Annotated in this window: 20 protein-coding genes; 15 read left to right on the forward strand and 5 right to left on the reverse strand. The window is 72.0% G+C overall.

Annotation, left to right across the window (positions count from 1 at the left end):
- Nucleotides 1–46 precede the first annotated feature (46 nt).
- The 5 genes from lpdA to AB0J57_RS18215 all read left to right on the forward strand — a co-directional run bounded on the left by lpdA (nucleotide 47) and on the right by AB0J57_RS18215 (nucleotide 8,119).
- Entirely contained in the window at nucleotides 47–1,435 is a 1,389-nt protein-coding gene (lpdA, locus tag AB0J57_RS18195; RefSeq protein WP_366129209.1) for a dihydrolipoyl dehydrogenase, read from the forward strand.
- Nucleotides 1,436–1,494: 59 nt separating this feature from the next.
- Nucleotides 1,495–3,339 (forward strand): 2-oxoglutarate dehydrogenase, E2 component, dihydrolipoamide succinyltransferase, encoded by a 1,845-nt coding sequence (gene sucB / locus AB0J57_RS18200; RefSeq protein ID WP_366129210.1) that lies wholly within the window; start codon nucleotides 1,495–1,497, stop codon nucleotides 3,337–3,339.
- A gap of 169 nt (nucleotides 3,340–3,508) precedes the next feature.
- On the forward strand, nucleotides 3,509–4,132 hold the full coding sequence (locus tag AB0J57_RS18205; protein WP_073752070.1) for a GntR family transcriptional regulator: 624 nt from the start codon (nucleotides 3,509–3,511) through the stop codon (nucleotides 4,130–4,132).
- Nucleotides 4,133–4,409: 277 nt separating this feature from the next.
- Nucleotides 4,410–7,100, forward strand: a complete 2,691-nt coding sequence (gene aceE, locus AB0J57_RS18210; protein ID WP_366129211.1) for a pyruvate dehydrogenase (acetyl-transferring), homodimeric type — start codon at nucleotides 4,410–4,412, stop codon at nucleotides 7,098–7,100.
- A 53-nt stretch (nucleotides 7,101–7,153) separates the two neighbouring features.
- Nucleotides 7,154–8,119, forward strand: coding sequence for a YafY family protein (locus tag AB0J57_RS18215; RefSeq protein WP_366129212.1), 966 nt, complete (start codon nucleotides 7,154–7,156; stop codon nucleotides 8,117–8,119).
- On the opposite strand, the gene AB0J57_RS18220 is transcribed toward AB0J57_RS18215, so the two are convergent.
- On the reverse strand, nucleotides 8,110–9,042 hold the full coding sequence (locus AB0J57_RS18220) for an SDR family oxidoreductase (RefSeq protein ID WP_366129213.1): 933 nt from the start codon (nucleotides 9,040–9,042) through the stop codon (nucleotides 8,110–8,112). The two genes, AB0J57_RS18215 and AB0J57_RS18220, sit on opposite strands and share 10 nt — an antisense overlap.
- A gap of 98 nt (nucleotides 9,043–9,140) precedes the next feature.
- Here AB0J57_RS18220 and AB0J57_RS18225 point away from each other — a divergent pair, with 98 nt between their 5' ends.
- A complete protein-coding gene (locus AB0J57_RS18225) occupies nucleotides 9,141–9,659 on the forward strand; it encodes a DUF4240 domain-containing protein (RefSeq protein ID WP_366129584.1) in 519 nt (172 codons plus the stop codon).
- On the opposite strand, the gene AB0J57_RS18230 is transcribed toward AB0J57_RS18225, so the two are convergent.
- Nucleotides 9,660–10,157, reverse strand: a complete 498-nt coding sequence (locus tag AB0J57_RS18230; RefSeq protein WP_366129214.1) for a GNAT family N-acetyltransferase — start codon at nucleotides 10,155–10,157, stop codon at nucleotides 9,660–9,662.
- Between the two features lie 33 nt (nucleotides 10,158–10,190).
- On the opposite strand from AB0J57_RS18230, the gene AB0J57_RS18235 reads away from it, so the two are divergent.
- A complete protein-coding gene (locus tag AB0J57_RS18235) occupies nucleotides 10,191–11,096 on the forward strand; it encodes a TIGR01777 family oxidoreductase (protein WP_366129215.1) in 906 nt (301 codons plus the stop codon).
- Nucleotides 11,097–11,280: 184 nt separating this feature from the next.
- Nucleotides 11,281–12,549, forward strand: a complete 1,269-nt coding sequence (locus tag AB0J57_RS18240) for an NAD(P)/FAD-dependent oxidoreductase (protein WP_366129216.1) — start codon at nucleotides 11,281–11,283, stop codon at nucleotides 12,547–12,549.
- Between the two features lie 7 nt (nucleotides 12,550–12,556).
- On the opposite strand, the gene AB0J57_RS18245 is transcribed toward AB0J57_RS18240, so the two are convergent.
- Nucleotides 12,557–14,017, reverse strand: a complete 1,461-nt coding sequence (locus AB0J57_RS18245) for a regulator (RefSeq protein WP_366129217.1) — start codon at nucleotides 14,015–14,017, stop codon at nucleotides 12,557–12,559.
- A 282-nt stretch (nucleotides 14,018–14,299) separates the two neighbouring features.
- On the opposite strand from AB0J57_RS18245, the gene lipB reads away from it, so the two are divergent.
- The 4 genes from lipB (at nucleotide 14,300) to AB0J57_RS18265 (ending at nucleotide 17,453) form a co-directional block, all read left to right on the forward strand.
- A complete protein-coding gene (lipB, locus tag AB0J57_RS18250; protein ID WP_366129218.1) occupies nucleotides 14,300–15,130 on the forward strand; it encodes a lipoyl(octanoyl) transferase LipB in 831 nt (276 codons plus the stop codon).
- Between the two features lie 136 nt (nucleotides 15,131–15,266).
- On the forward strand, nucleotides 15,267–16,220 hold the full coding sequence (gene lipA / locus AB0J57_RS18255) for a lipoyl synthase (protein WP_366129219.1): 954 nt from the start codon (nucleotides 15,267–15,269) through the stop codon (nucleotides 16,218–16,220).
- 248 nt (nucleotides 16,221–16,468) lie between these two features.
- The gene (locus AB0J57_RS18260; RefSeq protein ID WP_366129605.1) at nucleotides 16,469–16,738 is read left to right on the forward strand and encodes a hypothetical protein; all 270 of its coding nucleotides are present in this window, start codon (nucleotides 16,469–16,471) and stop codon (nucleotides 16,736–16,738) included.
- 10 nt (nucleotides 16,739–16,748) lie between these two features.
- Entirely contained in the window at nucleotides 16,749–17,453 is a 705-nt protein-coding gene (locus AB0J57_RS18265; RefSeq protein WP_366129220.1) for a DUF4191 domain-containing protein, read from the forward strand.
- Between the two features lie 61 nt (nucleotides 17,454–17,514).
- Here the strand turns inward: AB0J57_RS18265 and AB0J57_RS18270 are convergent, their stop codons facing one another.
- Nucleotides 17,515–17,982, reverse strand: a complete 468-nt coding sequence (locus tag AB0J57_RS18270; protein ID WP_366129221.1) for an RDD family protein — start codon at nucleotides 17,980–17,982, stop codon at nucleotides 17,515–17,517.
- Nucleotides 17,983–18,191: 209 nt separating this feature from the next.
- Here AB0J57_RS18270 and glnA point away from each other — a divergent pair, with 209 nt between their 5' ends.
- Nucleotides 18,192–19,601, forward strand: a complete 1,410-nt coding sequence (gene glnA / locus AB0J57_RS18275) for a type I glutamate--ammonia ligase (RefSeq protein ID WP_366129222.1) — start codon at nucleotides 18,192–18,194, stop codon at nucleotides 19,599–19,601.
- A 178-nt stretch (nucleotides 19,602–19,779) separates the two neighbouring features.
- Nucleotides 19,780–20,220 (forward strand): hypothetical protein, encoded by a 441-nt coding sequence (locus AB0J57_RS18280; protein WP_366129223.1) that lies wholly within the window; start codon nucleotides 19,780–19,782, stop codon nucleotides 20,218–20,220.
- A 47-nt stretch (nucleotides 20,221–20,267) separates the two neighbouring features.
- Here AB0J57_RS18280 and AB0J57_RS18285 read toward each other — a convergent pair whose 3' ends face one another.
- On the reverse strand, nucleotides 20,268–21,449 hold the full coding sequence (locus AB0J57_RS18285) for a winged helix DNA-binding domain-containing protein (RefSeq protein ID WP_366129224.1): 1,182 nt from the start codon (nucleotides 21,447–21,449) through the stop codon (nucleotides 20,268–20,270).
- Nucleotides 21,450–21,465: 16 nt separating this feature from the next.
- Between AB0J57_RS18285 and AB0J57_RS18290 the strand changes: the two genes are divergently transcribed.
- On the forward strand, nucleotides 21,466–23,085 hold the full coding sequence (locus tag AB0J57_RS18290; RefSeq protein WP_366129225.1) for an alpha/beta fold hydrolase: 1,620 nt from the start codon (nucleotides 21,466–21,468) through the stop codon (nucleotides 23,083–23,085).
- Nucleotides 23,086–23,136 lie beyond the last annotated feature (51 nt).

The raw sequence follows: 23,136 nt of genomic DNA on the forward strand, positions 1-23,136 counted from the left end.
GGTCATCGAGGACCGGCGACCGGCGCACATGCATGGAGGACGTGACGTGGCGAACGACGCCAGCACCGTTTTCGACCTAGTGATCCTCGGCGGTGGCAGTGGCGGGTACGCCGCGGCCCTGCGGGGTGCTCAGCTTGGCCTGGACGTCGCACTGATCGAGAAGAACAAGCTCGGCGGCACCTGCCTGCACAACGGCTGCATTCCCACCAAGGCCCTGCTCCACGCCGGTGAGATCGCGGACCAGGCCCGTGAGGCGGACCAGTTCGGTGTGCTCGCCTCCTTCGAGGGCATCGACATCAAGGCCGTCCACAAGTACAAGGACGACGTGATCGCGGGCCTGTACAAGGGCCTCCAGGGTCTGGTCGCCTCCCGCAAGGTGACCTACATCGAGGGTGAGGGCCGGCTGTCCTCCCCCACCTCCGTCGACGTGAACGGCCAGCGGGTCGAGGGCCGCCACGTCCTCCTCGCCACCGGTTCCGTACCGAAGTCCCTCCCGGGCCTGGAGATCGACGGCAACCGCATCATCTCCTCGGACCACGCGCTGACCCTGGACCGGGTCCCCGAGTCCGCGATCATCCTGGGCGGCGGCGTCATCGGCGTCGAGTTCGCCTCCGCGTGGAAGTCCTTCGGCACGGACGTCACGATCATCGAGGGCCTGAAGCACCTCGTCCCGGTCGAGGACGAGAACAGCTCGAAGCTTCTTGAGCGCGCCTTCCGCAAGCGCGGCATCAAGTTCAACCTCGGTACGTTCTTCCAGAGCGCCGAGTACACCGACAACGGCGTCAAGGTCACCCTCGCGGACGGCAAGACCTTCGAGGCCGAGGTGCTGCTCGTCGCCATCGGCCGCGGCCCGGTCTCCGCCGGTCTCGGGTACGAGGAGCAGGGCGTCGCGATGGACCGCGGCTACGTCCTCGTCGACGAGTACATGCGCACGAACGTGCCGACCATCTCGGCCGTCGGTGACCTGGTCCCGACGCTCCAGCTCGCGCACGTCGGCTTCGCCGAGGGCATCCTGGTGGCAGAGCGTCTGGCCGGTCTGAAGACCGTTCCGATCGACTACGACGGCGTGCCCCGGGTGACGTACTGCCACCCCGAGGTCGCCTCCGTCGGCATCACCGAGGCCAAGGCCAAGGAGATCTACGGCGCGGACAAGGTCGTCGCCCTGAAGTACAACCTCGCGGGCAACGGCAAGAGCAAGATCCTCAAGACCGCGGGCGAGATCAAGCTCGTCCAGGTCAAGGACGGTGCCGTGGTCGGCGTCCACATGGTCGGTGACCGCATGGGCGAGCAGGTCGGCGAAGCGCAGCTCATCTACAACTGGGAGGCGCTGCCGGCCGAGGTCGCGCAGCTCATCCACGCCCACCCGACGCAGAACGAGGCGCTCGGCGAGGCCCACCTGGCGCTGGCCGGCAAGCCCCTCCACTCCCACGACTGACGCCCTCAGTCCCGGGCGCGACGACCACTTACCGCAATTCGTTAGGAGCAACTGAAACCATGTCGGTTTCCGTAACCCTGCCGGCGCTCGGCGAGAGCGTTACCGAGGGCACTGTCACCCGCTGGCTCAAGGCCGAGGGCGAGCGCGTCGAGGCCGACGAGCCGCTGCTGGAGGTGTCGACGGACAAGGTCGACACCGAGATCCCGGCTCCCGCTTCCGGTGTTCTCGCCTCCATCAAGGTCGCCGAGGACGAGACCGTCGAGGTCGGCGCCGAGCTGGCCGTCATCGACGACGGCACGGGCGCGCCCGCCGCCGCCCCGGCTCCGGCCGCCGCCGAGGCCGCCGCCCCGGCCCCCGCCGCCGCTGAGGCCCCGGCGCAGGAGGCCCCGGCCCCCGCTCCGGCGCCCGCCGCCGAGGCCCCGGCTCCGGCCGCCGCCCCGGCCGGTGGCGCCCAGGGCACCGACGTCGTCCTGCCCGCGCTGGGCGAGTCGGTCACCGAGGGCACCGTCACCCGCTGGCTGAAGGAGGTCGGCGAGGAGGTCGCGGAGGACGAGCCGCTGCTCGAGGTCTCCACGGACAAGGTCGACACCGAGATCCCGGCCCCGGCTTCCGGTGTGCTGCTGGAGATCGTGGTCGGCGAGGACGAGACCGCCGAGGTCGGCGCCAAGCTGGCCGTCATCGGCGCCCCGGGCGCGGCCCCCGCCGCCGCCCCGGCCCCCGCCGCCCCGGCCCCGGCTCCCGCCGCCGAGGCCCCGGCTCCCGCCGCCCCGGCCCCGGCTGCTCCGGCCGCCCCGGCGCCCGCTCCGGCCCCGGCCGCGCCCGCCGCTCCGGCGCCCGCTCCGGCCCCGGCCGCGCCCGCCGCTCCGGCGCCCGCTCCGGCTCCGGTCACCCCGGCTCCGGCCGCCGCCCCGGCTGCACCGGCCGCCGCTCCCGTCACGCCCGCCCCCGCCGCCGCACAGCCGGCGGAGGACGGCGCGTACGTGACCCCGCTGGTCCGCAAGCTCGCCGCCGAGAACGGTGTCGACCTGGCGACCGTCAAGGGCACCGGCGTCGGTGGCCGTATCCGCAAGCAGGACGTCATCGCCGCCGCCGAGGCCGCGAAGGCCGCCGCCGCTGCCCCGGCTCCCGCCGCGGCCGCCCCGGCCGCCGCCGCCAAGGCCCCGGCGCTGGAGGTGTCCCCGCTGCGCGGCCAGACGGTCAAGATGACCCGGATGCGCAAGGTCATCGGCGACAACATGATGAAGGCCCTGCACTCGCAGGCCCAGCTCACCTCGGTCGTCGAGGTCGACATCACCAAGCTGATGAAGCTGCGCGCCCGTGCGAAGGACGCGTTCGCCGCCCGTGAGGGCGTCAAGCTCTCCCCGATGCCGTTCTTCGTGAAGGCGGCGGCCCAGGCGCTGAAGGCCCACCCGGTCATCAACGCCCGGATCAACGAGGACGAGGGCACGATCACGTACTTCGACTCGGAGAACATCGGCATCGCCGTGGACTCCGAGAAGGGCCTGATGACCCCGGTCATCAAGAACGCGGGTGACCTCAACATCGCGGGCATCTCCAAGGCCACCGCGGAGCTCGCGGGCAAGGTCCGCGGCAACAAGATCACCCCGGACGAGCTGTCCGGCGCCACCTTCACGATCAGCAACACCGGCTCGCGCGGTGCGCTGTTCGACACGGTCATCGTGCCGCCGAACCAGGTCGCCATCCTGGGCATCGGCGCCACCGTCAAGCGCCCGGTGGTCATCAACCACCCGGACCTGGGCGAGACCATCGCGGTGCGCGACATGACCTACCTGTCGCTCTCCTACGACCACCGCCTGGTGGACGGTGCCGACGCGGCCCGCTACCTGACGGCCGTCAAGGCGATCCTGGAGGCGGGCGAGTTCGAGGTCGACCTCGGCCTGTAGTCCCCTCTCGCGTACGGCGCCCCGTCCCCGGTCCCGGGGGCGGGGCGCCGTCGCATGTCACGCCGCCACTCGTGACGAAGAGTGACAGGTGTCTCGCACAGGGGGCAGCCGTACGGGGTTACCGAGCGGAATAATGGCCAGCAACCGCCGCAGCAGCGAAGGAGCCCCCATGACCCCGCCCGTCGTCCACTCGCTGCGCGAGCAGATCCGCGAGCACATCGTGGAGGGCATCGTCAGCGGCCGCTGGAAGCCGGGTGAGCGGATCGTCGAGCGGCGCATCGCCACCGAGCTGGCGGTCAGCCAGACGCCCGTGCGCGAGGCGCTGCGGGAGCTGGAGAGCCTGCGGCTCATCGAGTCGGCGCCCAACAAGGGCGTACGGGTGCGCAACCTCACCGCGGCGGACCTGGAGGAGAGCTACCCCGTCCGGGCCGGCCTGGAGCAGATCGCCGCCGAGCTGGCGGCCGACCGGCTGGGCGAGGACTGCTCGGCCCTGGAGCCGCACGTGGCGGCCCTGTACGAGGCGGACGCGCGGGCCGACGGCACCGCCCAGGTGCGGCACACGGTGGGCTTCCACCGCGAGCTGGTGCGGGCCGCGCACAACAGCGTGCTGCTGCACACCTGGGAGGGGCTCGGCATCGAGGTCTTCACGGCACTGTCGATCCGCTGGCTCGGCACCGTACAGAAGTCGTACGCGGAGGAGCACGAGGAGCTCGTCCAGGCCTTCCGCCGCCGCGACCCCCGGATCGGCGTCCTGGTGAAGGAACACGTCCTCGGGTGCGCCCCGCGCGCCTAGTACGCGCCCCTCGCGCGCCGGTGGCGTACGCCTCACGCTCATCGGGTGGCGCGGGCGCTCATTCGCTGCCCTCACCTGCGAAAACAAGGCACCGGGTGCCCTTTTTTGTGGCACCGAATGCCGACTTTGGCTCTGAGGCGAAGATTTTTGGCTCAACACTTTGATCGATCATCGATCACGGTCGTACAGTCGTCGGCGGACTTCAACAGAGGTTCCCTCGCCCTGTCCTGCCAAGACCAAGGGCTCCACACCCCTTCGACTCCGGAAGGCGGCGACTATGACCGACCCCACCCGCATCCAGCCGAGCGAGCTCGACCAGTTGCCGGACCGCGACCCCGAGGAGACCGCCGAGTGGCAGGCGTCCCTCGACGCCGTCGCCAAGGCCGCCGGGCCGCACCGCGCCGCGTACCTGATGCGTCGCACCCTGGAGCGCGCCGAGGGCGCCGGTCTCGCGCTGCCCAAGCTGCTCGAAACCGACTACGTCAACACCATCCCCACCGCCGCCGAGGCCGGCTACGGCTTCGACGGCGACGAGGAGATGGAAGCGAAGATCACCGCCTGGAACCGCTGGAACGCGGCCGCCATGGTCTCCCGTGGCTCCAAGTACGGCGTCGGCGGCCACATCGCCACCTTCGCCTCCGCCGCGTGGCTGTACGAGACGGGCTTCAACCACTTCTTCCGGGGCAAGGAGCAGGACGGCTCCGGCGACCAGCTCTACATCCAGGGCCACGCCTCCCCCGGCATCTACGCCCGCGCCTTCCTCGACGGGCGGCTCAGCGAACAGCACCTGGACAACTTCCGCCAGGAGGCGGGTGGCAACGGTCTGCCGTCCTACCCGCACCCGCGCCGCCTGCCCTGGCTGTGGGAGTTCCCGACCGTGTCGATGGGCCTCGGCCCGCTCTCCGCGATCTACCAGGCGCGGTTCAACCGCTACCTGACCAACCGGGGCATCAAGGACGTCTCGAACTCCCACGTGTGGGCGTTCCTCGGCGACGGCGAGATGGACGAGCCCGAGTCGACGGCGGCCCTCGCGCTCGCCGCCCGTGAGGAGCTCGACAACCTCACCTTCGTCATCAACTGCAACCTCCAGCGCCTCGACGGCCCGGTCCGCGCCAACTTCAAGATCGTTCAGGAGCTGGAGGCCCAGTTCCGGGGCGCCGGCTGGAACGTCGTGAAGTCGCTGTGGGGCACCGCCTGGGACGAGCTGTTCCAGCTCGACACCACCGGCGCGCTGGTACGCCGGCTGCGCGAGGTACCGGACGCGCAGATCCAGACGTACCAGACCCGCGACGCGGCCTACATCCGCGAGGACTTCTTCGGCAAGGACCCGGCGCTCGTCGAGATGGGCAAGCTCCTCTCCGACGACAAGATCATCGAGTGCTTCCAGTACTCGCGCGGCGGCCACGAGCCGCGCAAGGTCTTCGCCGCGTACAAGGCCGCCCTCCAGCACAAGGGCGCGCCGACCGTGATCCTCGCCCAGACGGTCAAGGGCTTCACGCTCGGCAAGGGCTTCGAGTCCAAGAACGCCAACCACCAGATGAAGAAGCTGTCGGTGGAGGAGTTCAAGGACATGCGGGACCTGCTGGGCCTGCCGATCTCCGACAGTCAGTTCGTCGACGGCCAGGTGCCCTACGGCCACCCCGGCGCCGACTCCCCCGAGGTCCGCTACCTCCAGGAGCGCCGCGCGGCCCTCGGCGGCCCCGCCCCGGCGCGCCGCATGCACGCCCTGGAGCCGCTGCCGGCGCCCGCCGACAAGACGTTCGCCGCGTTCGACAAGGGCTCCGGCCAGCAGTCGGTCGCGACGACCATGGCGTTCGTCCGCCTGATGAAGGACCTGATCCGCGACAAGCAGACCGGCAAGCGCTGGGTGCCGATCGTCCCGGACGAGGCCCGTACCTTCGGTATGGAGTCGCTGTTCCCGTCGCTCGGCATCTACTCGCCGAAGGGCCAGACGTACGAGCCGGTCGACCGCGACCAGCTCATGTACTACCGCGAGGCCAAGGACGGCCAGATCCTCAACGAGGGCATCACCGAGGCCGGCTCGATGGCCGACTTCATCGCCGCGTCGACCGCGTACTCGACGCACGGCGAGCAGATGATCCCCTTCTACATCTTCTACTCGATGTTCGGCTGGCAGCGGACGGCCGACCAGATGTGGCAGCTCGGCGACCAGCTCGGCCGTGGCTTCCTCGTCGGCGCCACCGCCGGGCGCACCACGCTCACCGGTGAGGGCCTCCAGCACGCCGACGGCCACTCCCCCGTCATCGCGGCGACCAACCCGGCGGCGCTGACGTACGACCCGGCGTTCGCCTACGAGGTCGCGGCGATCGTCAAGGACGGTCTGCGCCGGATGTACGGCGAGACGGCCCCGGGCGAGGACCCGAACGTCTTCTACTACCTGACCGTCTACAACGAGCCGATGCCGCAGCCGGCCAAGCCCGAGGGCGTGGACGAGGGCATCATCAAGGGCCTGTACCGGTTCAAGGAGGGCACGCCGGTCACGGCCGACGCCCCGCGCCTCCAGCTCCTGTCCTCCGGTACGGCGATCCACTGGGCCCTGAAGGCCCAGGAGATGCTGGCCGCCGAGTGGGGCGTGACCGCCGACGTGTGGTCCGCGACCTCGTGGTCGGAGCTGCGGCGCGACGCCCTGGAGGCCGACGCGGCGCTGCTGCGCGGCGAGGAGCGGGTGCCGTACGTGCGCCAGGTGCTCGCGGACGCTCCCGGCCCGGTGCTGGCGGTCACCGACTACATGCGCCAGGTTCCGGACCAGATCGCGCAGTGGGTCGAGCAGGACTACAGCTCGCTCGGCGCGGACGGCTTCGGCCTGTCGGACACGCGGGAGGCGGCCCGCCGCCACTTCGGCGTGGACGCCGAGTCGATCGTGGTCGCGTCGCTGGCGCAGCTCGCCAAGCGCGGCGAGGTCCCGGCCTCCGTGGTGAAGGACGCCCGGGAGCGCTACGGCCTGTAAGGAGCGTCGCAGGAGGCCCCCGCTTCGGCGGGGGCTTCTTGCATGATGTGGACATGCGCGCTGCCCGGCTGATCAAGATGGTGCTCCTGCTCCAGTCCCGGCCCTCCATGACGGCCGCCGAGCTGGCGCGCGAGCTGGAGGTCTCGGAGCGGACGATCACCCGGGACGCGCTCGCCCTGTCGGAGGCCGGGGTGCCCGTCTACGCGGACCGGGGCCGGGCGGGCGGCTACCGGCTGATCGGCGGCTACCGGACGCGGCTGACGGGCCTGGCCCGCAGCGAGGCGGAGGCGCTGTTCCTGTCCGGGGTGCCGGGCGCGCTGCGCGAGATGGGCCTGGACGACGCGGCGTCGGCGGCCCGCCTGAAGGTGTCGGCGGCGCTCATGCCGTCGCTGCGGGACGCGCCCTCGTCGGCGGCGCAGCGGTTCCACCTGGACGCCCCGGGGTGGTACCAGGAGCCGGAGACGCCCGAACTGCTGCCGCTGATCGCGGAGGCGGTGTGGGACGACCGGCTGGTCTCGGTCCGCTACCGGCGCGACGACCACGAGGTGGACCGGGAACTCGCCCCCTACGGGCTCGTCCTCAAGGCGGGCGTCTGGTACCTGTGCGCCCGCGCCGAGGAGTCGTTCCGCGTGTACCGGGTGGACCGGTTCACCGCCGTCGCACTGGGCGACGACCGGTTCGTACGGGACGAGGAGTTCGACCTGCCGGGCTTCTGGGAGGAGCGGGCGGCCGAGTTCGCCCGCTCCCTGCTGCGTACGGAGGTGGTGGTGCGGCTGACGGAGGCGGGGGCGCGCGGCCTGCGGTACGTGACGGACCGGGCCGCCGCCCGCGAGGCGCTGGAGGCGGCCGGCCCGGCGGACCCGGAGGGCCGGGTGACGGTGACCCTGCCGGCGGAGTCGGAGGAGGTCGCGTACGCCCAGCTCCTCACCCTGGGGCCGGAGGTGGAGGTGCTGGAACCGGCCGCGCTGCGGGCCCGGTTCGCGGAGGCGGCGGACCGGATGGCGAACCTTTACCGGTAGTCGTCGGCGGTGGCGCTCTTACCGCCGTGGACGACGTCGAGGAAGTACCCCCAGGCGTCCGGGCGCGATCCGTCGGCGTCGGTGAAGCCGTACACCTTGGCGAGCTGCCCGCTGGAGAGGGATTGACCGCTCCACCGCGCCTTGTCGGGGTCGGCGGCGAGCGCGGCGACGGCCCGGCCGACGTAGACGGGGGACTCCGCGATGGCGAAGTGCGGGTCCTTCTTCGCCCCTTCGCGCCAGTTGTCCTCGCGTACGCCGAAGGCGTCGAGCATCTCCTCGGAGCGCAGGAAGCCCGGGGTGACCGCCACGGCCGTGCCGCCCACGTCCTTCAGGTCCTCGGAGAGGGCGAAGGCCATACGGATCGGGGTGGTCTTGGCGAGGTCGTAGTAGAAGTTCTCCCGGAAGCGGGTGTTGTACTCGGCCGTCCCGTCGGTCATCTCGACCACCAGGGCGCCCGGCCGCCGGATCATCAGCGGCAGCGCGCAACTGCTGGTGATGGCGTGGCTGCGGATGCCGAGGTCCAGCATGCGCAGCCCGGCCTCCAGATCCGTGTCCCACATCTTGACGCCGAACTTCAGCAGGTGGTCGCCGCCCCAGAGGCTGTTGACGAGGACGTCCAGCCGGCCCCGTTCGTCGTCGATGCGGGCGACCAGCGCGCGGACCTCGTCCACTACGAGGTGGTCGGCCGGTACCGCGATGCCCTCGCCACCCGCGGCCGTGACCAGCTCGGCGGTCTCCTCGATGGTCTCGCCCGGCCGCCCGACCTCGCTGACCCGGGTCCGGGTGGTGCGGCCGGTGACGTAGACGGTCGCCCCGGCGGCGCCGAGCTGTACGGCGATGGCGCGGCCCGCGCCGCGCGTCGCGCCCGCGACGAGGGCGATGGTTCCGGCGAGCGGTGCGCTGTGGCTCTTCTCTGTCGTCATACGACGACAGTGGCAGGGATATACGACATCCGCTGTCCGGTTTCTTTTTGGCCGCTCCGCGTGCATCGTCCCTCCCGACCCAGGATGCTTGTCCCGTGATGGACGAGACGGAGTTCTGGGAGATCATCGACACGACCCGTGAGGCCGCCGAGGGCGACCCCGAGGACCACGCCGAGCTGCTCGTCGAGCGGCTCCTCCAGCTCGACCCGGACTCCGTGCTGGACTTCGCCCGGCACTTCGAGGCCCGCTACAACCGCGCGTACACCTGGGACCTGTGGGGCGCGGCCGCCGTACTGCTGGGCGGCGCCAGCGACGACGCGTTCGACTACTTCCGCTGCTGGCTGATCGGCCAGGGGCGGGAGGTGTTCGAGGGCGCGGTGCACGACCCGGACTCGCTCGCCGAGCTGCTGGAGGACTTCGACGAGGAGATCGACGGGGACGGCGAGGAGCTGGGGTACGCGGCGGACGAGGCGTACGAGCAACTGACCGGCGTGGTCGCGCCGGACCTGGGCATCCCGCCGCAGGCCCCGGAGCCGGAGGGCACGCCGTTCGACTTCGACGACGACGCGGCGCTGGAGGAGCGTTTCCCCCGGCTCTGGGACCGTTTCGGCGTGTGATCAGGGCCTGGGGAGGCTGCGGCCCATGAAGACGTCGTCGACGTACCGGCCGTCCAGGTAGAACTCGCCCGGCAGTACGCCCTCGACGACGAACCCCTCCGACGCGTAGAGCGTGCGGGCGGGTTTGTTGTGGCCCAGCACGCGCAGCGTGATGCGGGTGGCGCCCTGGCGAACGGCCTCGTCGCACGCCGCGCGCAGCAGGGCGCGGGCGAGGCCACGGCCGCGTGCCCAGTCGGCGACGGCGAGTCCCTGGATCTGGCGCACGTGCTGGTTGCAGGCGAGCCGGGTGGGCGGCACGAGCCGTATGTATCCGGCGGGACGGCCGCCGTCCTCCGCCACGAGGAAGTCCTCCGGGCGGTGACCGGAGTCGAAGAACGGGTCGTACGGCGGCTGCGGCTTGGGCACCACGGCGTGCAGCGGCGACCAGGTGTCGCGGTCTATCCGTGCGAGGGCGTCGCCGTCCTCGGGGCGCGCCGGGCGTATGTGCGGGGCGGTCATGACCGACACTGTGCCACGGGGCAGGATGGGCCCATGACACGTTCTCGTATCGCTCGTATCGCGGTCACCGGCTCCACCGGTCTCATCGGTACGGCCCTGGTCCGCTCGCTCCGGGCCGACGGACACGAGGTGGTCCGGCTCGTACGGCGCCCCGCGCGGGCCGGTGACGAGGTCGAGTGGGACCCCAAGCGGCAGTACGTCGACGCGGCGGGCCTCGTCGGCTGCGACGCCGTCGTCCATCTCGCGGGCGCGGGTGTCGGCGAACGGCGCTGGAACGAGGCGTACAAGAGGGAGATCCGGGACAGCCGGGTGCTCGGCACGGCGGCGATCGCGGAGGCCCTGGCCGCCCTGGACACCCCGCCGAAGGTCCTGCTGTGCGGGACGGCGCTCGGCTACTACGGCGACACCGGGTCGCGGGCCGTGGACGAGACGGCTCCCGCCGGGGACGGTTTCCTGCCGTCGGTGTGCGTCGAGTGGGAGGAGGCCGCGGCGGCCGCCGAGGAGGCGGGCATCCGGGTCGCGTACGCCCGCACCGGGCTGGTCGTGGCCCGTGAGGGCGGCGCGTGGGGGCGGCTGTTCCCGCTGTTCCGCGCGGGCCTGGGCGGCCGCCTCGGCAGCGGTGAGCAGTACTGGAGCTTCATCTCCCTGCACGACGAGGTGGCCGCGCTGCGCCACATCCTCGACACCGAGTCCCTGTCCGGCCCGGTGAACCTCACCGCCCCCGACCCGGTCACCAACCGGGAGGTCACCGCCGCGATGGGCCGCGTCCTGCGCCGCCCCGCCTTCCTGCACGTCCCGGCCCCGGCGCTGCGGATCGCGCTGGGCGACTTCGCGGCCGACGTCCTGGGCAGCCAGCGCGTCCTGCCCGCGCGCCTGCTGGAGTCGGGGTTCCGCTTCGCCTTCCCGACGATCGACGGGTCCATCGCCGCGGCGGCGTGACGCCGCCCCCGGCAGGCGAGGCCCGTGCGACCCCGTGCTTCGGTGACCCCCCACGCGCGCGTGTGACCGGGCCCACGGTTCGCTCATACGCTCGGAGCCCGAACTCGGGTATTCCACCGCCCTGTTAAGGGCATGAGCCCCCCACGCACCCCCACGCACGAACCGCCACCCCGGGGAGGGACACGTGCTCAAGCACGCACGCCACGCGGACGTCGTCATCGTAGGAGCCGGAATCGCGGGTCTTGCCGCGGCTCACCAGTTGACCAGTGCGGGAGTGACCGTCAGCGTCCTGGAAGCCGCCCCTCGCATCGGCGGCCGCATGGCCACCGAGCACATCGACGGGTTCCGGCTCGACCGGATCGGGCAGTTGCTCAGCACCTCGTACCCCGGCCTCGCCGGCGCCGAACTGCGGCTCTTCCAGCCGGGCGTCCTGGTGCACAGCGAGGGCCGGCTGCACCGCACGGGTGAGGTCACCAGGAGCGCCCGGTGGGCCAGGGCGCGGGCCCTGGCGAGCGCGCCGCGCCCGCTGGACCAGGCCCGGCTGGGCGCCGCGCTCGCCCGGCTCGCCGCGACCGGGGACGCCCGGCTGCTCGCCCGCCCCGAGCGCCCGGCGCTGGACGCGCTCGCGGGGCGCGGCCTGCCGGCGCGTACCGTCAGCGGGTTCGTCCGCCCGCTGCTGTCGGCCCTGCTGTGCGACCCGGAGCTGACCACGTCCTCCCGCTGCGCCGACCTCGCGCTGCGGGACTTCGCGCGTGGCCGGCTGTGCGTCCCGGCGGGCGGCGCGGCCACGCTCCCGGAGCGGCTCGCGGCCACGCTGCCGCCGGGCACGGTGAAGACCGGCGTCCACGTCAAGGACGCGTCCATCAACAAGGTCGTCACGGCCGAGCACGGCGAGCTGAGCTGCCGTTCCCTGGTCGTGGCCACCGGCGCCCGCGCGGCCGCCGAGTTGCTGCCGGGCCTGCGCGTGCCGGGCTTCCACCCCGTCACGGTGGTGCACCACACCGCGCCCGCCACGCCGCTGCCGGACCCGGCGCTCGTCCTGGACGGCGACCGCACCGGCCCGGTGTCGCACTCGGCCGTGATGAGCGAGGTCGACCCGTCGCGGGCCCCGCAGGGCCGCGTGCTGATCAGTTCGACGGTGCTCGGCGCCCCGCCCGACCGGCTCGACCAGCGGGTCAGGAGGCAGTTGGCCGCCCTGTACGGCACGGCGACCGACGACTGGGAGCTGCTGGCCGTCCACCACGACCCGGAGGCGGTCCCGGCGATGCCGCCGCCGCACGACCCGCACCGGCCGGTCCGGCTGCTGGGCGGCCTGTACGTGTGCGGTGACCACCGCGACACGAGCACCGTCCGGGGTGCCTACCGCTCGGGCCGCCGCGCCGCCGAGGCGGTCCTCCGGGACCTCGGCGTGCCCGTGGCGCACCCGGCACCCGCTCTGCGGGCGGCGGCCTAGCCTCCGGCTACCCGATGGCGCCCACCCGGTCCCGGTAGTTCCGTACCGCCGTCGCGTCCCGGTAGGGCTCCAGGCGGCGTTCGAAGTCCCGGACGTACTCCACGGCGCGCGCCGAGCGCATCTCCGAGGCCTGCTGGGCGGCCTCCGCGCCGAGCGCGCACGCCTGGTCCAGTTCGCCGAGGCCGAGGCGGGCGGTGGCGAGCACGATCCGGCAGAACAGGCGGCTGCGCGCGAAGCCCGGTGCGCGCAGTTGGAGGGAGCGTTCCGCGTGCTGCGCGGCGGCCCGGTACTGCTGGAGGTCGCGGTGGCAGTGGCCGAAGTCGTCGGCGAGCTGCGCCTCGTCGAAGAACCGCGCCCAGTACGGCACGTCGTCGCCGGGCCGGGCGGCGTCCAGCGCCCGCTCGGCCCGCACGAGGGAGGAGGTGCACGCCCGCACCTCGCCGAGGACGGCGTGCCCGCGCGCCTCGACGGCGTGCAGCATCGCCTGGACGACGGGCGGCGCGGACGAGCCGACGCCCTGCTGGGCGACGCGCGCGAGCTGCACGGCCTCGCGCCCGTGCCCGAGGTAGACGGCCTGACGGCTCATGGTGATCAGGACGTAGCTGCCGTAGGCGCGGTCCCCGGCGGCCTGCGAGAGCCGCAGCGCCTGGACGAAGTACCGCTGGGCGAGGCCGTGGGCGGCGATGTCGTACGAGGTCCAGCCGGCCAGCCGGGTCAGATCCGCGGCCGCGGCGAACAGCCGGCGTCCGACGGTCTCGCCGTAGACGCCGCGCAGCATCGGCTCGGCCTCGTGCTCCAGGTACCGGACGAGTGCCTGGCGGGCGTGCCCGCCGCCGTACGCGTGGTCGAGGGTGCGGAACAGCTCGCCGACGGACCGGAGCGCGGCGATGTCGCCGCCGGTGACGCGCTGGCCGGGGGCGCGGTCGGTGGAGCGCTGGCGCGGTACGGAGGCGGAGGCGGTGGCGCGGCCCTGGGCGGGGACGCGGGGCTCGCCGGCGGGTGGTGAGGGATCGCCGCGGCCGACGCGCTCGTCGGCGCGGCCGATCAGCCAGTCGCGGCTGGGGACGACGAGGCCCGCCGGGGTGAAGGCGATCTTGCGGAGTTCGGCGTGGCTGCCGGAGTCCTTGCGCCACAGTCCGCTGACGATGTCGATCGCTTCCTCGGGCGTGGCGGCGAATTCGAGCCCGGCGTACACCGGTGCGCAGGCGTCCAGACCCAGGTCCTGGGCGGAGAGCCGGCGCCCGAGGCGGCGGGTGAAGACCTCGGCGATCAGTGCGGGCGTGGTGCCGCGCGGCTGCTGCCCGCGCAGCCAGCGGGTCACCGACGTCTTGTCGTACCGCAGGTCGAGGCCGTGTTCGAGCCCGAGCTGATCCACGCGTCTGGCCAGGCCCGCGTTGGAGAACCCGGCTTCGGCGATGAGGGCTGCGAGCTGGCGGTTGGGGGTGCGCTGCGGGGGGCGATCCGTCATCGGCTGTGCGGTCTCCTGCCTTGCCTTCTGGGCCGGGGTGCAGTCCCCCTTGGAACGGCGCGAATTTAACTGCCCCTGACGTCCGGACTGCCGCCTTCGACCCACATTCATCCGATCGTGTGAGGATTGTGGGCGCCGCTGACGGACGGCAGCGGCCGTCCGGCGGGAACGCACCTGCCCGCCCGTGGTCCGGGGCGCCGCCGTACAGTGGCGTGGGACGCGATGAATGCACGCTGCAAGATTCAGGGTGCTTCGGGTGCAAGGTTCTAGGGAGGCGTTGCCGTGAGTGAGCTGCGATTCGTCCATGTGGGCTTCGGCGCGGACGCGGTCGAGTACCAGCGGGCGTGGGACCGGCAGCGCGAGGTCCACGCCGCCCGTTTCGCGGACGAGATCCCCGACACCTGCCTGCTGCTGGAGCACACGCCGGTGTATACGGCCGGGCGGCGCACGGAGGACAGCGAGCGGCCCCTGGACGGTACGCCGGTCATCGACGTGGACCGCGGCGGCAAGATCACCTGGCACGGTCCCGGCCAGCTCGTCGGCTACCCGATCATGAAGCTCCCGCGCCCGGTGGACGTGGTCGCGCACGTGCGCCGCCTGGAGGAGGCGCTGATCCGTACGGCGGCGGACTTCGGCCTGGAGACCACGCGGATCGAGGGCCGCAGCGGTGTGTGGGTGCTGGGCGACCCGGTGGAGCAGCGCCCGTCGCTGGGCGGGCTGTCGCTGGACTTCGACCCGCGCCTGCACGACGAGGAGTTCGACGCGCGGCTGAACGGCCCCGAGTACGCCCCGTCCAACGCCGGCCAGCGCCGCGAGGACCGCAAGCTGGCGGCGATCGGCATCCGGGTGGCCAAGGGCGTCACGATGCACGGCTTCTCGCTGAACGTGAACCCGGACAACACCTGGTTCGACCGGATCGTGCCGTGCGGCATCCGGGACGCGGGCGTGACGTCGCTCTCGGAGGAGGTCGGCCGGGAGGTGACGATCGCCGAGGTGCTGCCGGTCGTGGAGCGGCACCTGCGGGACGTCCTGGAGAACGCGGAGCTCAAGCCGCGCGAGATCGAGCGCGACGACGAGCCCGCCGCCCCCGCACCGGCCGCCGCACCCGCCTAGGTCCGTGTCCGCACGCCGGGGAATGCACCCCATGGGCCAGAGGTTGGCCAGGCGTAACGACGGCCGCCGAGAAGGCCACACTTTTATCGGGCGTACCCTGGTGTTCGCCGAGGAATCGAAGCCGTAGGAGCCAGCCGTGTCCGCAGTCGCACCCGACGGACGCAAGATGCTGCGCCTGGAGGTCCGGAACAGCCAGACCCCCATCGAGCGCAAGCCCGAGTGGATCAAGACCCGGGCGAAGATGGGCCCCGAGTACAACCAGCTCCAGAAGCTCGTCAAGAGCGAGGGACTGCACACGGTCTGCCAGGAGGCGGGCTGTCCGAACATCTTCGAGTGCTGGGAGGACCGCGAGGCGACCTTCCTCATCGGCGGTGACCAGTGCACCCGGCGCTGCGACTTCTGCCAGATCGACACGGGCAAGCCGCAGGCCCTGGACCGGGACGAGCCGCGCCGTGTGGGCGAGTCGGTCGTCACGATGGACCTGAACTACGCCACGATCACCGGCGTCGCGCGCGACGACCTGGAGGACGGCGGCGCCTGGCTGTACGCGGAGACCGTGCGCCAGATCCACGCGATGACGGCGGACCGCGAGGGCGGCCACACCAAGGTGGAGCTGCTGATCCCCGACTTCAACGCGGTGCCCGAGCAGCTCGCCGAGGTCTTCTCCTCGCGCCCCGAGGTGCTGGCGCACAACGTCGAGACCGTGCCGCGGATCTTCAAGCGCATCCGCCCCGGTTTCCGTTACGAGCGCTCGCTGGAGGTCATCACCAAGGCCCGCGAGGCCGGTCTGGTGACCAAGTCGAACCTCATCCTCGGCATGGGCGAGACCCGCGAGGAGGTCAGCGAGGCGCTCCAGCACCTGCACGACGCGGGCTGCGAGCTCATCACGATCACCCAGTACCTGCGCCCCTCGGTGCGCCACCACCCGGTGGAGCGCTGGGTGAAGCCGCAGGAGTTCGTGGAGCTGAAGGAGGAGGCCGACGAGATCGGTTTCTCCGGCGTGATGTCGGGCCCGCTGGTCCGCTCGTCGTACCGCGCGGGCCGCCTCTTCCAGCAGGCGATGGAGCGGCGGAGCCAGGCGACTGTGTGAATCGCCGCACAAGCGGTGGAGGACCTCGTTCCGTGGCCCGTACATGCCCCCAGGTGAGGGGCGTGTACGGGCCGCGTTGGTATGCGCGGGCCCCGCATAAAGGTTTCATCGGCGTTTGACCGGTCGGTCACGCCCTGGTAACACCAATCAGTGACGATGCTTGTACGCCCCGCGCACACCGCCGCGCCCGGAGCGCCGTGCGTCACCCCCCACTCCCGCAGAATCCGATCCCAGGGAGGACCCCCGACATGCAGGCCGCGACCCAGCAGGTACGCAAGGCAGACCAAGCGCGCCGGAAGCGCTCCGCACGCGATGTCTCTGAGGTCCGGGCCAACGCCTTCCCGTCCGTCACCGACGCCCTGCGCGCCGTGGAGTCGCTCCTCCTCAGCGGCGGCCAGCGCACGGCCCGCCGTAACGCCTGGACGTCCGTCCTGGAGGACCGGCGCCGGGCCAGGGACCGGGTCGAGGCGCAGCACGTACTGGAGGCCGTGGCCGGCCGCACTTCCCGGGCCACGTAAACTTCACAGCATGGCGAGGAAGGCAAAATCAGACAGCGGTGACGCCGCTGCGAACCCCGGGCGACTGAAGCAGATCGCTCTGACGTACAAGATGACCCGAAAGGCCGATCCGAAGGTCGGTCTTGTCGTCGCTGGCGTGGGAATCGTCGTCTTCGGCGTCCTCCTCGCGATCGGCTTCCTTGTCGGGCATCCCATTTACCTGGGCATCCTGGGCTTCCTGCTGGCCTTCCTCGCGATGGCGATCGTCTTCGGGCGCCGCGCCGAGCGGGCGGCCTTCGGGCAGATGGAGGGCCAGCCCGGCGCGGCGGCCGCCGTCCTGCAGAACGTGGGGCGCGGCTGGACGACCACCCCGGCGGTGGCGATGAACCGCAACCAGGACGTGGTGCACCGCGCGGTCGGCAAGGCCGGCATCGTCCTGGTCGCCGAGGGCAACCCGAACCGGCTCAAGACGCTGCTGGCGGCCGAGAAGAAGAAGATGGCCCGCATCGTGGTCGACGTACCGGTGCACGACATCATCGTCGGCAACGGCGAGGGCCAGGTGCCGCTGAAGAAGGTCCGTACGACCATGCTGAAGCTGCCGCGGGTGCTCTCCGGCCCGCAGGTGACGGCCGCCAACGACCGGCTGCGGGCGATGGGCGACCTGATGAGCAACATGCCGCTGCCGAAGGGCCCGATGCCGAAGGGCATGCGGATGCCGCGCGGCAAGATGCGCTAGGCGTACGCAGACGAAGAGGGGCGCCCCGCCGTCGTGGCGGGGCGCCCCTCTTGTCGTACCGCTAGCCGCGCACCTGCACAGCGCGGGCGAGACGGTCATGCAGCCCACGGCCGTCGCGGTCCCAGATGAGCGCGGGAATGGCGAGGCAGAGCAGCAGGCTGCGGATGACGACCCGGCCGAGGCCGAGCCGCTCACCCTCGACGGAGATGACCCGCAGGCCGAGCAGTCGCTTACCCGGCGTACTGCCGATCGTGCCCACGGTGAGCACGCTGAGCACGAACAGCACGACGACGGCCCAGTTGCCCGCGCTGTTCCAGTCACCCGGCGCGATCAGGCCGTATGCGATCACCACGCACAGCGTCCAGTCCAGGAACAGGGCGCCGAAACGGCGTCCGAGGGGGGCGATGGAGCCCGGCCCCTCCTGCGGCAGGCCGAGCCGTTCGCCCCGGTAGCCGAAGTCGGCGCCCATCTCCTCGGCGGCCGCGCGCGGCCCGGAGAGCCACGATCCGATTGCTTGCCTGTTGTCCACCCGACCACCGTACTGTGCCCGCTTTCGATCACTTCGACCCGGGTCTGTTCGGGCGCGCGGGCGCGCGAGCCGGTTAACTTGGTCGAAACAAATGGGTCACGCTTGAGAAATCCCGCGTCCCTAGGGTCAGAACCAGCGTGTGCCACCGCACTGGCCGCACGACCGAGCTACAACCCCGCCCTCCCCCGGGTGGGAGTAGGAGGAGTTGGATGTTCCAGAACGCCGACGACGTCAAGAAGTACATCGCGGACAACGACGTCAAGATGATCGACGTCCGCTTCTGCGACCTTCCCGGCGTGATGCAGCACTTCACGATTCCGGCCACGGCGTTCGACCCGTCCGAGGAGCTGGCCTTCGACGGCTCGTCGATCCGCGGCTTCCAGGCGATCCACGAGTCCGACATGGCGCTGCGCGCGGACCTGTCGACCGCGCGTCTGGACCCGTTCCGCCGCGACAAGACGCTGAACATCAACTTCTTCATCCACGACCCGATCACGGGCGAGCAGTACAGCCGTGACCCGCGCAACATCGCCAAGAAGGCCGAGGCCTACCTCGCCTCCACCGGCATCGCGGACACCGCGTACTTCGGCCCGGAGGCGGAGTTCTACGTCTTCGACTCGGTCCGCTTCAACACCTCGGCCAACGAGGGCTTCTACCACATCGACTCCGAGGCCGGCGCCTGGAACACCGGCGCCCTCGAGGACAACCGCGGCTACAAGGTCCGCTACAAGGGCGGCTACTTCCCGGCCCCGCCGGTCGACCACTTCGCCGACCTGCGCGCCGAGATCTCCCTGGAGCTGGAGAACGTCGGCCTCCAGGTCGAGCGCCAGCACCACGAGGTCGGCACCGCCGGCCAGGCCGAGATCAACTACAAGTTCAACACGCTGCTCGCCGCGGCCGACGACCTGATGCTCTTCAAGTACATCGTGAAGAACGTCGCCTGGCGCAACGGCAAGACCGCGACCTTCATGCCCAAGCCGATCTTCGGTGACAACGGCTCCGGCATGCACGTCCACCAGTCGCTGTGGCAGAACGGCTCCCCGCTCTTCTACGACGAGCAGGGCTACGCCGGCCTCTCGGACACCGCCCGCTACTACATCGGCGGCATCCTGAAGCACGCCCCGTCGCTGCTGGCCTTCACCAACCCGACGGTGAACTCCTACCACCGCCTGGTCCCCGGCTTCGAGGCCCCGGTCAACCTGGTCTACTCGCAGCGCAACCGCTCCGCCGCGATGCGCATCCCGATCACGGGCTCCAACCCGAAGGCCAAGCGCGTCGAGTTCCGCGCCCCGGACCCGTCCTCCAACCCGTACCTGGCCTTCTCGGCGCTGCTCCTCGCGGGCCTCGACGGCGTCAAGAACAAGATCGAGCCGGCCGAGCCGATCGACAAGGACCTCTACGAGCTCGCCCCCGAGGAGCACGCGGGCGTCCCGCAGGTCCCGACCTCCCTCCCGGCCGTCCTCGACGCCCTGGAGGAGGACAACGAGTACCTCCAGGCGGGCGGTGTCTTCACCTCCGACCTGATCGAGACGTGGATCGACTACAAGCGCACCAACGAGATCGCGCCGATCCAGCTCCGTCCGCACCCGCACGAGTTCGAGCTGTACTTCGACATCTAAGATCGCCGCAGGTCAGAGCGGGTTTCCGCTCCCCTGGGCCGTCTGTGGGCCGTCGGCCGTGCACTTCCCTCACCGGAAGGCACGGCCGACGGCCGTTCATGTTGGGTACCACTTGGACCGCCACTGCAGCGGGAGGCAACATCAGCATCATCCGACCGGGGAAGCACAGTTGAGGCGGGTGCCCAAGTCGGTGTGCGTGGTCGGAGCACTCGTGCTGCTGCTCGGCGGCTGCGATGCCTTCTCCACCGACAAGACGCCCGAACGCACCAAGGACGGCACCGCCGAGCTGGAACTGACTGTCAAGGGGCGCCCCACCCCCGGCAGCCTCGCCACCACCGAGCACGTCCTGGCCCGCCTCAAGGCCCGCGACGCCGATGGCCTGTCCGAGCTGGCCCAGGAGGACAGCGGCACCAAGGACGAAGCGAGGCGGTGGGTGGCCCGCTGGGGTGATGCAGCCCAGCGCCCCGCCACGGCGGACTTCCACCTGGGCGAGAAGGAAGCCTCCGTCGATGTCCGTTTCGCTGGTGAACGCTCCACGCTGTCGCTTCCGCTCATGCCGAAGGACGAGGAGACCCCTTACGACGACAGGTTCGTGGTCGTTCTCCATAGGGACCGGTGAGGTGCTGGCCAAGGCTTCGGGTGGCGGCCCTCACGCGTGCGTGAGCGTCACGCCGACAGCTCACGTTCCAGGGGGGTGCGGAAGCGGGGGGTGATGCGGGTGGGGCCCAGCCAGGTGTGGAGGCGGGCGGCTTCGGATTCGATGGCGGTGAGGGCTTCGCGGCCCGGGTCGGGGTCCAGGAGGCGCCAGACGGGTTCGCCGTCGGGGCGTTGGGCCCAGCCGCCGATGATGCGGCCGTTCCACCAGACGGTGGGGCCGATGTTGCCGCTGCGGTCGAAGAGGGAGGCGCGGTGGGCGGGTGGGAGGTACCAGTCGCGCTCCTGCCAGCCCATGGGGGTGGGGTCGAGGCCGGGCAGGAAGGCCGCCCAGGGGGCCGGGGGGTCGGTCGGGGCGGTGTCGTCGGGCAGGACGTGGCCGGTGGCGCCGTCGTCGAGGTCGACCGGGACGGCGCCGACGGACTGGAGGGCCTTGCGTACGTCGGTGACCTTCCAGCCCGTCCACCACTTCAGGTCCGCCTCGGTCGCCGGGCCGTGGGAGGCGAGCCATGCGCGGGTGAGCGTGGCGCGGGCCTCGGCGGGCGGGAGGTCGGGGAGCTCGGGGGCGATCGCCCACCGGAACCGGCTGGAGGTCCAGGAGCCGAGCGGGCGGCCGCGGACGACGCGGGCCTCGGTGCCGAGCAGGCGCAGCAGCCGGGACGAGACGGTCTGGCGCTGCTCGTAGCTCGTGCCGGGGGCGTAGGTGAACTGCTCGCGCAGTCGTGGCTCGTCCTGGGCCAGTTCGTTGGCGGTGGCCTCGCCGCGCCGCGCGAGGGCTTCGAGGGTCGATTTCTCGACATCCGCGAGCCAGGCCTCGTCCAGGGAACTGCCCGCCTTCAACTGCTTGATGAAGAGGGCCCGTTCGCGGGCGGCGACGTCGTGCGTGGTGGAGGACTGGACGACGGGCGCGAGGGCGGTCGGGACGACGAAGACGGTGTGGCGCATGCCGTGCATGCGGACCAGGGTGCGGTCCTCGTACAGGGCCCGTTCCATGGCGGCCACCGGTCCGGCCGGGTCCGTCAGGCGGGCGCCGACGGCGAGGTGGACGGTGGCCGGGTCGGTGCCGTGCAGGGCGGTGAGGGAGGCCGCGACCTGCTCGACCGTCGCCGCGCGGGCGGCCGGGGCCAAGTGGTGGCGTACGGCGATGCGGTTGCGGCGCTCTTGGCCGGTGATCCGGGGGCGGTGGCTGGGCATGGTCTAGAACTTAGCCATGGATGCGATCAAGTGTGACGGGGAGCGGATCGGTTTCGTGGCGCGGGAGCCCGGTGGCGCGGCCGGTGTGACCGTGGTGGTGCTCCACGGGGCGGGGAACGGCAGCGCCGAGCGGCTGGTCCCGGTGCTGGACGAGTTCGCGGGGCGGGGCTTCCGGGTGCTCGCGCCGGACTTCTCCGGGCACGGGCGCAGCAGCGGCGAACTGGGCGAGTTGAGCCTGGAGCGGCGGTTCATACAGGCGCGTGCGGTGATCGACCGGATGGTGCCGGACGCGGACGAGCTGGTGCTGGTGGGCTTCAGCATGAGCGGGCAGACCGTCGCCGACCTGGCCGGCCACTATGGCGGCCGGGTGAGGTCGATCGGGCTGTGCGCTCCTGCCGTGTACGCGCGCGAGGCGCGGGACGTCCGGTTCGGGCACGGGTTCACCGAGATCATCCGGCGCGAGGGCGGCTGGCGGAACTCGGCCGCCCTGGAGGCGCTGCGGGCGTACGAGGGTACGGCGGTGCTGGCCGTACCGGGCAACGACGACGTGATCCCGCCGGCCGTCACCGAGGCCGTCGAGGACGCGCTCACCGCCCGCTCCCGCTACCGGCGCCTGGACATGGAGCGGGCTGGGCACCGGCTGGGGGTCTGGTTCGTGACCGAGGCGGAGGACCGGCGGCGGTTCGCCGACGCGGTGCTGGCGCCGCCACGGACGCCGGCCTGGGTGGAGAAGTCACTGCCCGGGGACGAGCGGGTGCGGTCGGCGCGGTGGCTGGCCGGCGGCTGGACCTCACAGATGCGGGTCCTGCGGACGGAAGGGCCGGGCGGTGGGCGGGACGTGGTCCTGCGGTCGTTCGCCAAACCGTTCTACCGGCGGCACGCGCCGGGGCTGCTGACGAGGGAGGCGGACGTGCTGGGCCTGCTGGCCGGTACGGGGGTCCCGGTGCCGGAGTGCCTGGCCGTGGACGCCGTGGGCGAGTTCTGCGACGCGCCCTCGCTGCTGATGACGCGGCTGCCCGGCGACGTACGGGTCGATGAGGCGGACCTGGACGCGCGCGTGGAGCTGCTGGCGCGGCAGTTGGTGCGCATCCATGGCGTGCGCGTGCCTGAAGGCGCCCGCCCGCGCCCGTACCAGGCGTGGACGTCGCCGGAGCGGGTGAGGGTGCCGGAGGGCACGGCCCGGCCGGAGCTGTGGGCGCGGGCGGTGGAGGTGATCGGGCGGGAGGCGCCGGCGTACGAGGGGACCTTCCTGCACCGGGACTTCCACCCGGGCAACGTCCTGTTCACGGGCGCCGGTTCGGGGCTGCGGCTGAGCGGTGTCGTCGACTGGGTGGAGACCTCCTGGGGGCCGGCGGACCTGGACGTGGCGCACTGTTCGACGGCGTTGGCGCTGCTGTACGGGGTGGAGTGCGGGCAGCGGTTCGCCGAGCGGTACGTGGCCCACGGCGGCGTGCTGTCCGGGGACGGGGAAGCGCGGTTGTACTGGCGGCTGCTGGACGCGCTGGCGTTCGCCCCGGACGCGGACAAGGTGGGGCGGTCCTGGCGGGAGCTGGGGCGTGCGGACCTGACGCCTCAGGTGCTGGCGGCGCGGCTGGAGGCGTACGTGGGCGCGCTGCTGGACGGGGCCGGGAGGTAGGTGCCGTGCCTGCCGCCCCCACGGTGGGCGGCGGCAGGCACGGGGTGGTGC

The organism is Streptomyces sp. NPDC049837, from assembly GCF_040674455.1.
GTDB lineage: Bacteria > Actinomycetota > Actinomycetes > Streptomycetales > Streptomycetaceae > Streptomyces.